Origin of the sequence: Photorhabdus hindustanensis (assembly GCF_002968995.1) — a bacterium.
Taxonomy (GTDB): domain Bacteria; phylum Pseudomonadota; class Gammaproteobacteria; order Enterobacterales; family Enterobacteriaceae; genus Photorhabdus; species Photorhabdus akhurstii.
Map to the genome: position 1 here is coordinate 38,208 of NZ_PUWT01000014.1, position 15,862 is coordinate 54,069.

A 15,862-nucleotide genomic window follows, 5' to 3' on the forward strand; every position below is an offset into this window, starting at 1 on the left:
CTGGTTTACTGATTACTTCTCACTGATCCAATAAACCCCTGATGGATCAACCGCCAGGAATTTACTGTGTAATTCATTCAGCGTCTTTTGCGGATCTAAATCTGCAAATTGCTTAGGATAGAACCATTTAGCAAATACTTGAGTTGCTACCACATTATATGGAGAGTTGTAGTAGTTATGCCAAATCGCATAATCTCTGCCCTCTTTGACCGCAGTCAACGAGCTAATACCCTTACGTTCAGTCATTTGTTTCAGACTGGCTTTTGCTAATTCAGACGTAGATTGCGCTCCCAGTTTTACACCAGGTTCATTACTGTCTGGCGCTTTTGCACCGCTAGCAATATAAATATAAGGGTCAACTGCAATAATTTTTTCGAGGTTCATGTTACCAAGTACGCCTGGCAGAACACCTTTAGCAATGTTTTTACCACCGGCCAAATCGATAAAGTTACCCATATTACCGTCACCGGCAGTTGCACAGCAGTCTTCAAAAGCACCCGCTCTCAAATCGATAAATACTGTTGGTTTTTTCTCTTCCGGGATTTTATTAGTGATGTCAGTCACCAGTTTTACATTTTTTTCGTAAAAATCGGCATATTCCGCCGCTTGTTTTTCACGATTTAGTACTTTACCTAGCATACGAATGCTCGGCAGCGTATTCTTTAACGGCTCAGTACGAAAATCGACAAATACAACCGGAACACCTGCCTTTTCAAGTTGAGCAACCAATTCGCTGTCTTTACCAGGACCATGACCAGACAAGCCAAAAATAGCGATATCCGGGTTGAGCGTTAATACTTTTTCAGAGCTGACACTATCAGCACTGGTATTACCAATCAAAGGAACCTTGTCAATTTCAGGGAATTTAGCTTTATAGACAGCATAAGACTGTGGGTCCAATTTGCGGAAATCACCTTGCCAACCTGCGATACGGGCCAGTGGTTTATCGCCTTCAAGTAAAGCGATAGCGTGGAACAAACGGCCCTCGCCCAACAAAACACGATTTACATTCTCAGGAACTTCAACGGTGCGACCAACTATGTCGGTGACCGTTTCAGCCCATGATGCGAAGCTTGCCATGACTGCCGAACCCGCTAACAGGCCGACACTGATACTCTTTGCTACAGATCGAGATATAAATTTCATTTTGCTAGCCCTTTGATATTAATAATTATGGCATTAACAATAGGCCAAATGAGAATACTTATCAATATGATCTACACAAATTTTGGTAAATTACGTGATTAATTGTATGATTAACTCTATGAAAAATAAAAAACACCCATCTGATCACAAAATGGGGGTTTTCTTTTAATTTCCTATCAATAACGGCTGATCTACTCAGATAAATAAAACATTAAGATAATAATAAATTAACCGCGAATCGAATTAAAAAACCATAAAAACCAGACGGGCAGGAATTTTTTCAAAGATCCCTGCCCGTCTGCTAATCACGATTTAACATATTCACATTCACTGGTTTGCGATATCAGGAAATTTCATCTCGCTATATTTAATAAAGTGAGTTTTCTTCACTAACTTGTAACCAAACCAAATCAACAGGAATAATGGAATACCAATATAAGTTGCAGTGACACCATACCAATCAATTTTATCTTGTAGAAATGCTTGATAATTCTGTCCTAGTGTGATCGTCAGACACAAAACAAACGCAAAGATTGGGCCAACCGGGAAAAATCCCGAACGATAAGGTAACCTACTTAAATCCAATCCCTGAGCTATATAGCCACGGCGGAAACGATAATGGCTGATAGCAATCCCCAACCATGCAATAAAACCAGTCATCCCAGAGGTATTCAACAACCACAGATAGACGGTCTGATTACCGTACATTGAACTGAGGAAACACAACGCGGCAACGATTGTTGTTGCATACAAAGCATTACGTGGAACACCGCCTTTGGATAATTTGCCAAAAATCTTCGGTGCTTTACCCTCTTTTGCCAATGTGAACAACATACGAGTCGATGCATACATACCTGAATTACCCGCAGACAACACAGCCGTCAAAATAACCGCATTCATCATAGCCGCGGCGGATAATAAACCGGCGTTTTCAAATACCAACGTAAACGGACTAACACTGATATCACCGACCTCATTACGCAGTAGGCTTGGATCAGTATAAGGAATAATCAGACTGATGATCAGGATTGCAAAAATATAGAACAGCAGAATACGCCAGAATACCTTACGTACAGCACTAGGAACATTTTTCGCCGGATCTTTTGATTCACCCGCCGCAATGCCAATCAGCTCGGTTCCCTGGAAAGAAAACCCAACTATCATCGCCACGCCAATCATGGCTGCGAAGCCACCGGCAAAAGGCGCGTCACCCACAGTCCAGTTATGCCACCCGGCACCTTCTGCCCCTTTCATGATACCGGCTATCATCAGCAATCCGACCACAATAAAAACAATAACCGTGCTGACTTTAATTAAAGAGAACCAGTACTCAGCTTCACCAAATCCTTTCACTGAAATAAAATTCAATAGGAAAATCAGCGCGAGAAATAGTGCACTCCAGATCCAACCCGGCATATCCGGCAACCAGTACCCCATAACCAATTGAGCAGCAACCAAATCCACCGCGATAGTCACCGCCCAGTTGTACCAATAGTTCCAACCCAAGGCAAAACCAAACCCTTCTTCAACATATTTGGAACCGTACGTTGAGAAAGAGCCGGAAACCGGCATATAAGCGGCCAATTCACCCAAACTGGTCATCAGGAAATAAACCATCAAACCAATTAATGCATAGGAAAGTAATGCTCCGCCAGGCCCTGCCTGTGAAACTGTCGCACCTGAAGCCACGAATAACCCGGTGCCTATTGATCCGCCAACGGCAATCATCGCCAGATGCCGAGCTTTCAATTCACGTCGCAAATGTTGCGCTACTGGTTTCCCGGAAACACTTTTTTGTTGTTGAGACATTCTGTTCCTGTTAGCTGCGAATAAATCTGATGGCGGATTGTAACAAATCCTCACTATCAAAATAGCGAGGAAGCGCTGTTATAAGATACCTTCATAATTTAGAGAAAATTATAAGTAACACAGCTAATTTTGGATTTTAGACAGAACGTAAACCTTACCGGCAATAACTGAGCAATTTTTGCAATGCGTTAGACATGTGCTTTTGCCGATGATGAATTAGGTACAATACTCTGAAAAGTCTTAATCCTGGCACTTTTAACTCCAGTAAAGTGCGATTTTGCAATTGTTCCGCAACGACTCGTCTGGATAAACAACTGATACCCATACCAAATTTGACCGCATGCTTTATCGCTTCAGAGTTTCCCAATTCCATCAAAATCTTGAACCCAGGTAAACGGGCAAACAACAGATGATCCAGCACTTCTCGTGTACCCGATCCGCTCTCCCTTAATATCCATGATGCCTTAACTAAATCATCCAATTTTAAATCCTGCTTAGCTAGCGGATTTTCGGGAGAAGAAAAAACAACCAACTCATCCTCCATCCACAGCTGAGTTATCAACTCAGGGCTATGACAGGGACCTTCAATCAAACCAAGATCAACACGGAATTCCAGCACAGAATTGATCACATCCTGCGTATTACTGATATTTAACTCTAACGGCGTATCAGGAAAATCGTGACGATAATTTGCCAGCATTTCCGGCAACATATAATTACCAATGGTACTACTGGCAGCGATACGTAACGCTCCCAACTCCTGTTTGAATAACTGCTGAATTTCCCCTGCCTGCTCTAGCAACGCCAAAGCCTTGGGATAAAGGAGGCGGCCATGTTCATTAGTCACCAACCGCTTTCCTACCCGATCAAAAAGCTGTACGCCAAGCTGGTTTTCCAGATCCGTTAATGAGGCGCTCACTGCGGACTGAGATAACGCCAATTGCTGAGAAGCTTGCGTCGTTGAACCGCTTTTCAATACCTCAGTAAAAACTTCCAACTGCCTCAATGTGATGTGCATATTGCCCCGCAAAATATGGTGTCAGTCAAAGTTAGCTTGTTTTAATTTTATACAGTAATAAACAACTTAACAAAAATCCTCTTTTTTACCACTTTTTCAGATTACATATAAAAATATTATCAATTTTAATGATAACTTAGTCTGCTATATGCTTATGTTTAAAACATATAAGCAAAGTGAGAAACATCTATGTCTGATATTCGTGCTGAAAGATTCAACAAACAATCATCTATCCCCGGAATTAAATTAATACCAGGGTTAATATTGGCGGCAATACTGACTTCAATTTCAATATATGCCGGAAATATCCCGTGGTTTATTAATATGGGACTGGGCACATTAACACTGGCGATCCTCGCGGGGATTATTGCCGGTAATACTGTCTACCCTTTACTTAAACCTTATTGTGATAAGGGTATTCATTTCTCAAAACATTATCTCTTGCGAGCAGGTATTATTCTTTACGGTTTTCGTTTGACATTTCAACAAATTGCCGATGTTGGTATTACCGGCCTTCTGATTGATGCAGTGATATTATCCTCCACTTTCTTTATTGCAATCTGGCTAGGCAAATCACTCTTTGGATTAGATCAACAAACGGTAATACTAATTGGCGCTGGTAGCAGTATCTGCGGCGCAGCAGCTATTATGGCAACAGAGCCGGTAGTAAACGCCCCTGCCAGTAAAGTTGCTGTTGCGGTATCGACAGTTGTCATCTTTGGCACTATCGCTATTTTCATTTATCCGTGGTTTTATCAACTCAATGAGTATTATCAGTGGTTACCACTTACTCAGGAAACTTTCGGTATCTTTACCGGCTCTACCATTCATGAAGTTGCTCAAGTTGTTGCTGTTGGACATGCGATTAGCGATCAAACGGAAAACGCAGCCGTTATCAGTAAAATGCTCAGGGTTATGATGTTGGCGCCATTCCTGTTGTTATTATCCCGTTACATTAGCCGAGCCAGCACTAAAAATGGAAAAAACCGTCAGGAAAAAACACCAATGACTATCCCTTGGTTTGCGGTGATGTTTATTGCAATAGCGGGTTTTAATTCTTTCAATTTACTACCTGCCGCAATAGTTCATTTTCTGATTAATATCGATACTATTATGCTTACTATGGCAATGGGGGCATTGGGTTTAACGACTCATGTGAGCGCCATCCGTCAGGCCGGATTTAAACCCATTTTATTAGCTCTAATTTTATTTGTCTGGCTGATGGCGGGTGGTTTTTTGATAAATCTGGGCATTCAACATTTGTTTGGTTAATCAAAATCCGCACGGAAAAATTTCAGCAACATATAACCTTTCCATTCTTAAGGTTCATTGAGTGATTGAACAATGTCATAATGACGTAAAGTAGGAAGGAGAAAAATATGAAATTTGTTGGAGCACATGTCAGCGCTGCCGGCGGAGTTGATCAAGCGGTTATCCGGGCGCACGAATTAAAAGCTACCGCCTTTGCCCTATTTACAAAAAATCAGCGCCAGTGGAATGCTCCACCTTTATCCGCTGATGTTATCGATAAATTTAAAGAAAATTGTGAACGTTATGGATATGGCCGTCGGCAAATTCTCCCTCACGACAGTTATCTGATTAATCTCGGCCATCCAGAAAGTGAAGCTCTGGAAAAATCCCGGCTAGCTTTTATTGATGAGATGCAACGTTGCGAACAATTAGGGATCGATCTATTAAATTTTCATCCTGGCAGCCATCTCAATAAAATAGATGTGGATAAATGCCTGGCACGTATTGCAGAATCTATCAATATTGCTCTCAATAAAACCCAGGAAGTCACTGCTGTTATCGAAAATACGGCAGGTCAAGGCACTAATTTGGGTTTCAAATTTGAACATCTGGCGGCAATTATTGACGGAGTTGAAGATAAAAGCCGAGTGGGTGTCTGTATTGATACCTGTCACGCCTTTGCTGCTGGCTATGATTTACGTACGGACGATGTTTGTAAACAAACTTTTCAACAGTTTGAAAAAGTTGTTGGTTTTCAATATCTATGCGGAATGCATTTAAATGATGCCAAAAGTGAATTCGCCAGCCGTGTTGACCGACATCATAGCCTTGGAGAAGGAAATATTGGCAAAACACCTTTCAGTTATATTATGAAAGATGCTCGTTTTGATGGTATTCCACTCATCCTTGAAACGATAAACCCAGATATTTGGCCGCAAGAAATTGCCTGGCTAAAATTACAACAACATTAATGATTCTTTAATTAAAGCATCATTCAACGGGTATCAGTTCAACGTTAGCCATCATGGCCGCTAATTCGGGGCGATTACTGATACCTACATTAGGCTGGCTAACGGCAAGCGCAGATACAGCCGTCGCTAACCGCAATGTATGTTCACTGGATTCTCGCATCAGCAAACCATAAACCAAACCACCAACCATTGAATCACCAGCCCCAACAGTGCTGACGACTTTACAATATGGTGGTTTTGCCAACCATGCTCCAGAAGCATTAACCCATAATGCCCCCTGTTCACCCAAGGATATGACAACATGAGCAATTCCTTGATCCCTAAGTTGGTGCGCAGCCATGATGATATCGGATAACTCAGGTAACAGGCGCCCTGCCCATACTTCAAGCTCATGGCGATTCGGCTTAACTAACCAAGGGGATGCTTTTAATCCTGCAACCAATGCTTCACGACTGCTATCGAAAATAATACAAGGGCAAAGCTGACGCAGACAAGTCATCCAGTCAGTAAACGATTCAGCAGAGACACCAGCAGGTAAGCTTCCACTAACAACCACCATATCAAACTGCCCAAGCCATGAAAGCGAATCATTAACAAATCCTGACCATTCAGCTTCACCGACATAAAAACCAGAGAAGTTAAAATCTGTCACTTCACCGCTTCCTTCTGTCAATTTGACATTAATCCGTGTTCTGCCCGGTACTAAATGAAAACGATTAACCATACCATTTTCATTGAAGAATTGTTGAAATCCTTCCTGATTTTCCTTACCCAAAAAACCACTCACCGTGACATCAATACCTAAGTCGCGCAAAACTTTAGCAACATTATTGCCTTTTCCCGCAGCATGTAGTCCGGCGGTTTGCACTCGATTGATCGCCCCCTTGACGATTTCCGGGCACAACCCCACTAAATCATAAGCAGGGTTTAGGGTGATAGTGGCAACTCTACGGCTCATATTTGCCCGATGTCTCCTAAGTAGATAATCATCATTACTACGAATTTTCAGTTCTATTTATACCACTTTATATCACTAAAATTGAATCGTTTCAGTTAAATTCCGTACTTTATTGATCGTTGCCTTAAACTAATTTACGGATAAGAATAGCATTGAGTTTTTCTCAAAATGAAATGCAAATTTGCTGAAATTTAGATGAAGGAATAAACCAGATGTCTGTCATTGTGGGTGTTGGCGTTGTTATTGTAAATGAACATGGACAAGTATTACTAGGAAAACGCAGCAGTAAACATGCACCATACTGGTCAATCTTTGGTGGTCATGTTGATGCAGGAGAAACTTTTGAGCAATGTGCAATCCGTGAAATTGCAGAAGAAACAGGTCTGACAATTCAGTCACCAAAAGTCTACGGGATTTGCAATAACCTTCAAACTTATCAACAGGAAGGAAAACATACTATTTCGGTGTGTTTACTGGCAAAACATGCAGGAGATAAACCGAAATTGATGGAACCAGAAAAATGTGAACAACTTATGTGGTGCAATCCCGATAATCTTCCTGAACCTCATTTTGAAGCCAGTCGGAATGCAATAAAAATGTGGCAAGAAAATAAATTTTATCTGACCGAATGAACTAACTTATGTTAGTTCAATTTCAAATAATCCTTTATGACATCTATTTACACTCTATAGACAAAAATGTATCTTTAAGCTAGTACAAAGAAACAATATACCAGCAGGAGTTAAATATGTCCATTGAGACAACCCAAAGTTTAAAGCGCCCTCCCATACTGGGAGGTGCAATGATAATTGCCGGAACTGCTGTCGGTGCAGGAATGTTCTCTACTCCTGTGGTAACTTCTGGAGTCTGGTTTACTGGCTCAATTATTCTGCTGATTTACACATGGGTGTGCATGTATTTTTCCGGCTTGATGATACTAGAAACCAACCTGAACTATCCATCAGGCGCCAGCTTCCATACCATGACTAAAGATTTACTCGGTAAAGGATGGAATGCCATCAATGGTATCTCTATTGCATTCGTGCTTTATATATTGACCTATGCCTATATTTCAGCGGGTGGCTCAATTATTGCCCACAATTTTAAAGATGTTCTCTCAATATCGCAGGCAAATGCGGGCTTTATTTTTGCCTTTGTTGTTGCATTTATTGTCTGGTTATCGACTCAAGCTGTCGATCGTCTGAGCACAATTTTGATAGGCGGTATGGTGATTACTTTTTTTATGTCCGTTGGCGGCATGTTTACCGAAGTTAAATATGTCATCCTGTTTAATCAGACGGATGCCATATCAAATAACACAGCAACAAATTATATGCCTTATGCTTTAGCCGCTCTGCCCTATTTATTGGTTTCATTCGGATATCACGGCAACATCCCAAGTTTAGTAAAATATTATCATAAAGACAGCAAAGCCGTTATTCGCAGCCTGTTATTGGGTACATTAATCGCATTAGCTATTTATATCCTGTGGCAATATGTTATTCAGGGAAATATTCCACGCGAAGTATTCAAACAGATTATTGCTGATGGCGGGAATATCGATGCTTTATTAAAACACATGGATAACACAACAAATAGCGAAGCCGTTCACCTGTTTCTAAATGCCTTTTCTTACATGGCACTAGCAAGTTCATTTCTTGGTGTCTCTTTAGGGCTATTTGATTACATAGCTGACTTCTTCGGTTTTAAAGATAACAATACCGATCGGTTAAAATCTGCATTAGTGACATTCATTCCACCAACAGCGCTAGCTTTGCTGTTACCCAATGGTTTTCTATACGCTATTGGTTTCGCTGGATTTGCTGCAACTATCTGGGCTGTCATTATTCCAGCGCTCATGGCTCGGGCAAGTCGTCAGCGCTTCCCTGAAGCCAGCTACCGAGCGCCAGGAGGAAAATTCCTTATTGGGTTTGTCATCCTGTTTGGTCTGATAAATGCTATAGCTCATATTTTGTCCTCCCTTGATTTATTACCTGTGTATCGTTGATATAAAACATTCTTACTACAACCCCAATGTAAAAAAAACAGCGGGGTTTTTTAATCCCTGCTTGCCTAATGCCCTGACTGCGAGTAATTTTGTCGCCGATTATTCTCTTGCAGTTTTATGGAAGGTTACATATGGCTAAAGCCAACGAAATTAAACGCGGTAGTGCCGTCAGTTATAATGGTAAATTACTGCTAGTCAAAGACATTGATATTCAAGCACCAAGCGCCCGGGGAGCTAGCACATTATATAAAATGCGCTTTACTGATATCCGCACCGGCCAGAAAGTGGAAGAACGTTTCAAAGGCGATGATATCCTTGATACGATCAGCCTGACTCGTCGTAGCGTTAACTTTTCTTATATTGATGGTGATGAATATGTTTTCATGGATGATGAAGATTTCACACCTTATCACTTTAAAAAGGAACAAATCGAAGAAGAGTTGTTATTCATTCCCGAAGGTGGCCTGCCGGGTATGCAAGTTCTGACAATAGAGGGACAAGTCATTGCCCTTGAACTGCCACAGACAGTCGATATGGTTATTGAAGAAACGGCTCCTGGAATTAAAGGCGCTTCAGCCAGTGCACGGACAAAACCTGCCAAAATGAGCACCGGACTCACCGTGCAAGTACCTGAATATATCAGTAGCGGGGAAAAAATCCGTATTCATATTGCAGAACGTCGCTATATGGGACGTTGTGATTAACAATAGTAGCTAATTCTGAGTTGCCCAAGATAAAACAGGGTAACTCACTTTACCTATTCCATTAATTAAATCAGTCACCTACTTTCCCTTTAGCATTTAGAGATAATTTAAATTCTCAAATAAAATACAACATAAATTTGTCACTCATTCATTTTAGCAATGACAAATAAAATCCTTACTCCTCTTCTAAAATTTTTCTTAACATCAATTATAGAAAATTGTAACAACACCGATTTTATCTTTTCCTTTTATCCATTTAATCTCTGTTACCCCCATTTGGTGTGGTAAATAAAAATAAATATCATTTTGCAAATCGAGCTTTCGTCGTTGGGTAATTTTATGTCCCTTTCGCCAACAAGTAGTGTCAGCCCAGTTATCACGCCAGTCAAAACGACACGGTGATTCAACGATCGCACCTGAAAAGCGAATAATCCCTGTATTTGATGTTGTTTCTGATCCGCTATTGACAACACTAGGAATCATCAGAAAAAAGCAACCTATCATAACCCGGAACATAGACATAAAACCCTCACCATAAAACAACATCATTCGCTGCGATTTCCAAAAATGAAATCAACCTAGAAATCGTAAAAATTTATGAGTCTATGTATTGGTAACGGCTATTTTCGTTGTTTATTTATGATTTTTAGCGATTAAAGCTGATTAAGATATTTATATCTTCCAATATTAGAATTATCAGAGATAATTATCAATAAATTAAGAATTTACAACCTTAAACACCACAACATCACTCAATAAAAACCCGCAGAATTGGACAGATATAGTTGCCAAAGTAAATAAAAAATGAAGGAAAAAGCACAAAGTAGATAAAAAAACAACAAATTAACTTATGATTAAGAATTGTGACATTATTACTCAATATTTGTTATATTAACCGACATAATTGTAAGTTCAGTTACCACTTATTTTATTTTTAACAAATAGGTCTCCCATGACACGCAGTCACTCATTTACCATATTTATATTGAACCTGTTGGGGATTACTCTGTTTCTCTCTTGGTATTTACCAGAACAGCACGGTTTTTGGTTCAAAATCGACTCTGCAATCTTCTACTTCTTTAATGAGAAATTAATCCCAGGTTCAATATTCACAGAATTTGTAGCATTTGTGAATATCAGGGCTTTCGATGCCATTTCGCTTTTATGTATGGGATTACTATATTACAACGCTTTTCGTAAACAGAATTACGATGGCAAACGCAGATTATTCATGATTGGTTTGGTCATGATAATAAGCGCAGTTATACTTAACCAAATCGGTCATCTACTCCCGGTTATCCGTCCAAGTCCAACATTAACCTTTGATCATATCAATCGTATTAGCGAAATGACCAATCTGGCAACAAAAGATGCATCAGGCGATAGCTTTCCAGGCGATCACGGATTAATGCTCCTGATTTTTAGCTGCTTTATCCTTCGCTATATCTCAGGCAGAACATTCTGTACCGCATTATTGATCATGGTAATCTTTGCATTACCTCGTATCATGGCGGGAGCGCATTGGTTTACTGATATTGCCGTCGGCTCTTTATCACTGGTGCTAATCGGAACAAGTTGGCTACTATTAACACCATTAAGTGATATCATGATTAACTGGCTGGATAAGAATCTGCCACAAATTGGTCGCCCAATTTAAGATCTTTCCCTTAAACTCTTTTTACCGAATAATATTGGGGAGATATTTAACCTTCCCAATAGCTCATAAAACCCACATAAATAACATAAATTAGCAACATCCCTGATCTCTCCTACTTAGAAATCTAATTTTTTGTAAATTATGTCATTAAATACTCGCCTTTTCCTGATTGTTTCTGTACTCTCGGTCTGAATGACATTTATTGTAAATATCGTTATAAAACGTGGCATCAGGCGCGTTTTTCCACCAAGCGCGTTGTTTACTCATTGTTTTTTCTAACACCAGGCTTCGAAGCGTTTGATATTTTTCAATAATAGCGACCAACTAAGGTAAGGATAGCAAGGGAAAACAAAAATAATGGTCAAGTCTCAACCGGCTCTGAGATACATTACGCGGCTGATACCCGCGCTGTTCGTAGCGATCACTTTATCCGCGTGCAGCTCGCCAGATTCATCAAGGTTTCGTAACACACAAACTGATACGCATGCAGTAAACGGTAAGAACGGCTTCTTACTTCAAGCGTCTCAGGATGAATTCGAAGCGCTTGTTCGTAATCTGGACATAAAATCTAAAATTCTTAGCCAATACAATGGCTGGAAGGGCGTTGCCTATCGACTCGGTGGCGATACAAAACGCGGTATAGATTGTTCTGCCTTTGTTCAACGTACTTTCCGTGATCAGTTTGGTATGGAACTGCCACGTTCAACATTTGAACAACAAAATATTGGCAAAAAAATCGACCGCTCAAAGCTGCGCCCTGGCGATTTAGTTTTATTTAAGACAGGTACCCGTACCAGGCATATTGGCATCTATGTTGGCAATGACCAATTCGTCCATGCTTCTACCAGCAATGGTGTCGTCGTTTCCAAGTTAAGCAGCACATACTGGAGCAAACGTTATTACGGCGGTCGCCGAGTCATCAGTAATAACCTAGTGCCTAACGGCTAAAAATTTTTCCCTTGCCTACAAAAAAGCGCTTCCATCAAAGGAAGCGCTTTTCGCGTTTATATCAGAATGGATAAAGCGCAGTTATCTTTTCAGCAATGGCAGCGCCAAGTGTCTTCAAACGACACATAACCGCACTTTCATCTTCACTATTAATAAATAAGCACGGTTGACCTTCCAACTCAATCACAGTGCTTCCGATTTGCATATCAGCAAGTGATTGCTGCAATTTTTGCATAACATTCCACGCAGCCCCGTCCTCGTGGCTGAGTAACTTCAACCCCATCAGGCTGCTCTCTGCATTCACTTCATCAACCGGAAGTGGCTCAACTTTGATACCCACAAAACCGGGTGACCACCTGTAACTTTGCGGCAGCCGATGTACTACCGAAAGCTGAATATTATTCACGAATCATTCCTACCTGAAAGAACATAGATACAAAAGTTAAAGTTAGCGGCTATCTTCAGGTGTTCTACTCGCCAAAACCGAATAACTAACCCCCAAAAAAGGTAAACGAAAAGTTAAATTTGTGTTTATAGTATTACATTAATTCCAAATTTCACCTTAGAAAAAGTGAGATCAATCTCTCATTTCTCATATATTTATACTTTTTTTAAAGAAAACTCAACTAATTTTTATGCAAAAACCCAACTTTATGTTTAATGATTGTTTACATATTTTATTTTTTCAACTCAACACTTTAACATAAAAATCAAATAAGAACTGTAAAAACAAATAGATAACAATGTGTTTTATAAGGTATAATTAACGACAACCTAATAATAACGCCATTTAATATTTGTTAATTTAACAAAAATACAACAAAGACTTATAATTACTATCAATGCATCAACAACAACTTATTCTCATGGCAGAACATTTCGGAATTTCCTTACAGTCAAAAGTTAGCCTGTTAGCCCAACGGGAATACAAAAATCAACAAAACACAACAGCAATAATAAAAAAACAATGAAACAACAATAGTTTCGCCTCGCCATAAATAGATCAGCACCACTATTTATAGCTATTAAGCACAACCAATTTTCAATTCCCCGAAATATTCAGGAAAAATACTCTCTTTAATAAAATTATCGTTTTTAATGATAATTCCAGTGATACAGAAAATGCTACTGATACCACAAACTTATTATAGTCTCATTGCCTAATGGTAAATATTAAAATAACAAAAATATCATAACAATATAATTTAATTTATCATCTTCAATAAATTAAACCTTACTCCTATCAATCAAGAATATATCAATGAAAGAAGATATACATTTTAGAATAAAATGGTTACTCAATAATCTCTCATAAAATTATAACCGTAAAATATCATCAAAAATATTTTTCGCCTACAATAATTTTCTTTTTAAAGAAAAGGCTGCACATGAAAACAGCCTTCTGTTTTTATTTACCGACTCTTTTTTGTATACATAATAAACAGCACAGCTAAAATAACAGATAAAACCATAGAGCCAACCATTGGCCAAGCATTTTGGGCTGGTAACATGGCAAGTAATGCACCAACCAAGGCACTAATACCATAACGAATTGTACCCGCAAATGAAGACACCGTTCCGGCCATATGTGGGTAATCATCTAAAACCACCGCCATGACATTAGATGTAATCATAGAAATACCACATATATAAGCTGCAACACCGATGACCAAAGCAATAAAGCCAAAATCGAGTGTGGTAGACAGTAACAACCAGATCCCCATCACAAACTGCACACTCAAACCAAAATACATCATCTTCAACGCACCAAAACGTCGGACATAGCGACTATTTATTGTCGTCATTACAAACATAAATGCAATATTAAGCGCAAAGTAATAACCAAAGTGCTGAGGAGAAACACCATTTAACTCAATATAAACAAATGGCCCTGCACTGAGAAAAGAAAACATTCCCGCAAATGAAAAACTGCTGGCAAGAATATAGCAAAATACACGGCGCTGGCGAAATAACATAATAAACTGATTTACAGTTGTACGAAGATGAAATTTTTGTCTTTTCTCTCTTGGCAAAGTCTCTCTGATAAAGAAAGCAACGAGGAATACGGTAATAACAGCAGTTACCGCAATACTCCAGAAAATAGCATGCCATGTGAACCAAATCATTATCATGCCACCAAGAATTGGAGCAATTAATGGAGCAACAGTCATTACCAATATTACAAAAGACATGCTGCGCGAGAATTCATCTTTGGTGAACAAATCTCGCATTAGCGCATTAATGACAACCCCTGCGGCGGCTGCGGAGAAACCATGCAAAAAGCGCATATAAATAAAATCATCGATATTCTGAACCATTGCACATGCAGCCGAAGCTAGAGCAAATACAGCAACCCCACCCAGAATAACCGGCTTACGCCCCAAACTGTCAGCCATTGGACCATATATCATCTGACCGATAGCAAAACCAAGAATATAACTGCTCAGCGTCATCTGAACCTGCCCGCTATCTACACCGAAATCTTCGGCAACAGTCGGTAAACTCGGTAAATACATATCAATGGCAAGAGGCATTAACATAGAAAGCAGACCAAGAATTAAAATCAGTCCTAAATAGGATGATCGTTGTTGTTGCACGTATATTGCTCCAATAATTTAAAATAATTAACTAAAACTAGAATTCAAGGAACATTGACACTGGCAATTTCTTGCTTAGTCAATGGCCGATACTCTCCTGGCTCCAATTCAGGATCTAAGATGATTTCGCCGATTCGTTCACGATGAAGCGCTGTTACCCGATTACCTACTGCGGCAAACATACGTTTTACCTGATGATAACGCCCTTCACTAATCGTCAGGCGAACAACTTGAGGTTCCAGAATTTCCAGTTGGGCGGGTTTTGTCAGTGTCTTTTCACCATTAAGTTGAACACCTGCAAGAAATTTATCTGCCGTCTCTGCTGCAACCGGGCATTCAAGTGTAACTAGATATGTTTTTTTACAATGATGTTTTGGGGAAGTAATGCGATGAGACCATTGACCATCATCGGTTAGCAAAACCAGACCGGTGGTATCCATATCCAACCTACCAGCCGTATGTAATTTATGCGCTGCCGATTCATCAATAAAATAGAGAACGGTCGGATTTATCGGATCATCAGTGGAACAGACATACCCTTGCGGTTTATTTAGCATAAAATAACGAGACCCTTGCTGCTGTTCCAATAACGAACCATCAAACATGACCTGTTGCTCTGGAGTTAATTTATAAGCTCCGGTTTTTATAATCTCATCATCAACAGTGATACGCCCCGCACGCAGCTCGCGTCCTACGTCATTCCGACTGATACCAAGCTGTTGTGACAAAAATTTATCCAATCGCATGGATGAAGACACCTGTATTAATTAATTTAAATATGAACATAATCCACTA

General features: G+C 39.7%; 15 protein-coding genes. 7 read left to right on the forward strand and 8 right to left on the reverse strand.

Features of this window, described 5'->3' with window-relative positions:
• Nucleotides 1-12: 12 nt before the first annotated feature.
• The 3 genes from C6H66_RS05785 to yieE all read right to left on the reverse strand — a co-directional run bounded on the left by C6H66_RS05785 (nt 13) and on the right by yieE (nt 3,973).
• Nucleotides 13-1,146, reverse strand: a complete 1,134-nt coding sequence (locus C6H66_RS05785) for an ABC transporter substrate-binding protein (RefSeq protein WP_105395061.1) — start codon at nt 1,144-1,146, stop codon at nt 13-15.
• 327 nt (nt 1,147-1,473) lie between these two features.
• Nucleotides 1,474-2,955, reverse strand: a complete 1,482-nt coding sequence (locus C6H66_RS05790) for an amino acid permease (protein WP_105395062.1) — start codon at nt 2,953-2,955, stop codon at nt 1,474-1,476.
• 154 nt (nt 2,956-3,109) lie between these two features.
• Nucleotides 3,110-3,973, reverse strand: a complete 864-nt coding sequence (yieE, locus tag C6H66_RS05795) for a DNA-binding transcriptional regulator YeiE (protein ID WP_036814436.1) — start codon at nt 3,971-3,973, stop codon at nt 3,110-3,112.
• A gap of 189 nt (nt 3,974-4,162) precedes the next feature.
• On the opposite strand from yieE, the gene C6H66_RS05800 reads away from it, so the two are divergent.
• Together C6H66_RS05800 and nfo are read left to right on the forward strand one after the other, a co-directional pair.
• Nucleotides 4,163-5,245, forward strand: a complete 1,083-nt coding sequence (locus C6H66_RS05800; protein WP_105395063.1) for a YeiH family protein — start codon at nt 4,163-4,165, stop codon at nt 5,243-5,245.
• A 107-nt stretch (nt 5,246-5,352) separates the two neighbouring features.
• Entirely contained in the window at nt 5,353-6,195 is an 843-nt protein-coding gene (nfo, locus tag C6H66_RS05805) for a deoxyribonuclease IV (RefSeq protein ID WP_105395064.1), read from the forward strand.
• 19 nt (nt 6,196-6,214) lie between these two features.
• Here nfo and fruK read toward each other — a convergent pair whose 3' ends face one another.
• On the reverse strand, nt 6,215-7,153 hold the full coding sequence (gene fruK / locus C6H66_RS05810; RefSeq protein ID WP_105395065.1) for a 1-phosphofructokinase: 939 nt from the start codon (nt 7,151-7,153) through the stop codon (nt 6,215-6,217).
• Nucleotides 7,154-7,365: 212 nt separating this feature from the next.
• On the opposite strand from fruK, the gene C6H66_RS05815 reads away from it, so the two are divergent.
• The 3 genes from C6H66_RS05815 to yeiP all read left to right on the forward strand — a co-directional run bounded on the left by C6H66_RS05815 (nt 7,366) and on the right by yeiP (nt 9,865).
• Nucleotides 7,366-7,785, forward strand: a complete 420-nt coding sequence (locus tag C6H66_RS05815; protein WP_105395066.1) for a nucleotide triphosphate diphosphatase NUDT15 — start codon at nt 7,366-7,368, stop codon at nt 7,783-7,785.
• Nucleotides 7,786-7,901: 116 nt separating this feature from the next.
• Nucleotides 7,902-9,161, forward strand: coding sequence for a tryptophan permease (mtr, locus tag C6H66_RS05820; RefSeq protein WP_046394929.1), 1,260 nt, complete (start codon nt 7,902-7,904; stop codon nt 9,159-9,161).
• Nucleotides 9,162-9,292: 131 nt separating this feature from the next.
• A complete protein-coding gene (gene yeiP / locus C6H66_RS05825; protein ID WP_036777297.1) occupies nt 9,293-9,865 on the forward strand; it encodes an elongation factor P-like protein YeiP in 573 nt (190 codons plus the stop codon).
• Between the two features lie 204 nt (nt 9,866-10,069).
• On the opposite strand, the gene C6H66_RS05830 is transcribed toward yeiP, so the two are convergent.
• Nucleotides 10,070-10,414 (reverse strand): hypothetical protein, encoded by a 345-nt coding sequence (locus C6H66_RS05830; protein ID WP_248000615.1) that lies wholly within the window; start codon nt 10,412-10,414, stop codon nt 10,070-10,072.
• Between the two features lie 403 nt (nt 10,415-10,817).
• Between C6H66_RS05830 and C6H66_RS05835 the strand changes: the two genes are divergently transcribed.
• Both C6H66_RS05835 and mepS read left to right on the forward strand, forming a co-directional pair.
• Nucleotides 10,818-11,522 (forward strand): phosphatase PAP2 family protein, encoded by a 705-nt coding sequence (locus C6H66_RS05835; RefSeq protein ID WP_046394930.1) that lies wholly within the window; start codon nt 10,818-10,820, stop codon nt 11,520-11,522.
• 357 nt (nt 11,523-11,879) lie between these two features.
• Nucleotides 11,880-12,470, forward strand: a complete 591-nt coding sequence (gene mepS, locus C6H66_RS05840; RefSeq protein WP_046394931.1) for a bifunctional murein DD-endopeptidase/murein LD-carboxypeptidase — start codon at nt 11,880-11,882, stop codon at nt 12,468-12,470.
• A gap of 61 nt (nt 12,471-12,531) precedes the next feature.
• Here mepS and C6H66_RS05845 read toward each other — a convergent pair whose 3' ends face one another.
• The 3 genes from C6H66_RS05845 to rsuA form a co-directional block, all read right to left on the reverse strand.
• Complete coding sequence (locus C6H66_RS05845; RefSeq protein WP_036777304.1) at nt 12,532-12,876, reverse strand: YejG family protein; 345 nt, start codon at nt 12,874-12,876, stop codon at nt 12,532-12,534.
• Between the two features lie 1,006 nt (nt 12,877-13,882).
• Nucleotides 13,883-15,067, reverse strand: a complete 1,185-nt coding sequence (locus tag C6H66_RS05850) for a Bcr/CflA family multidrug efflux MFS transporter (protein ID WP_046394933.1) — start codon at nt 15,065-15,067, stop codon at nt 13,883-13,885.
• Between the two features lie 44 nt (nt 15,068-15,111).
• The gene (rsuA, locus tag C6H66_RS05855) at nt 15,112-15,813 is read right to left on the reverse strand and encodes a 16S rRNA pseudouridine(516) synthase RsuA (protein WP_105395067.1); all 702 of its coding nucleotides are present in this window, start codon (nt 15,811-15,813) and stop codon (nt 15,112-15,114) included.
• Nucleotides 15,814-15,862: the final 49 nt, after the last annotated feature.

Coding starts and splice junctions, on each gene's coding strand:
- C6H66_RS05785 (WP_105395061.1), bottom strand. CDS start 1,146: ATGAAATTTATATCTCGATCTGTAGCAAAGAGTATCAGTGTCGGCCTG.
- C6H66_RS05835 (WP_046394930.1), top strand. CDS start 10,818: ATGACACGCAGTCACTCATTTACCATATTTATATTGAACCTGTTGGGG.
- C6H66_RS05800 (WP_105395063.1), top strand. CDS start 4,163: ATGTCTGATATTCGTGCTGAAAGATTCAACAAACAATCATCTATCCCC.
- rsuA (WP_105395067.1), bottom strand. CDS start 15,813: ATGCGATTGGATAAATTTTTGTCACAACAGCTTGGTATCAGTCGGAAT.
- C6H66_RS05830 (WP_248000615.1), bottom strand. CDS start 10,414: ATGATGTTGTTTTATGGTGAGGGTTTTATGTCTATGTTCCGGGTTATG.
- nfo (WP_105395064.1), top strand. CDS start 5,353: ATGAAATTTGTTGGAGCACATGTCAGCGCTGCCGGCGGAGTTGATCAA.
- yieE (WP_036814436.1), bottom strand. CDS start 3,973: ATGCACATCACATTGAGGCAGTTGGAAGTTTTTACTGAGGTATTGAAA.
- C6H66_RS05815 (WP_105395066.1), top strand. CDS start 7,366: ATGTCTGTCATTGTGGGTGTTGGCGTTGTTATTGTAAATGAACATGGA.
- mepS (WP_046394931.1), top strand. CDS start 11,880: ATGGTCAAGTCTCAACCGGCTCTGAGATACATTACGCGGCTGATACCC.
- mtr (WP_046394929.1), top strand. CDS start 7,902: ATGTCCATTGAGACAACCCAAAGTTTAAAGCGCCCTCCCATACTGGGA.
- C6H66_RS05790 (WP_105395062.1), bottom strand. CDS start 2,955: ATGTCTCAACAACAAAAAAGTGTTTCCGGGAAACCAGTAGCGCAACAT.
- yeiP (WP_036777297.1), top strand. CDS start 9,293: ATGGCTAAAGCCAACGAAATTAAACGCGGTAGTGCCGTCAGTTATAAT.
- fruK (WP_105395065.1), bottom strand. CDS start 7,153: ATGAGCCGTAGAGTTGCCACTATCACCCTAAACCCTGCTTATGATTTA.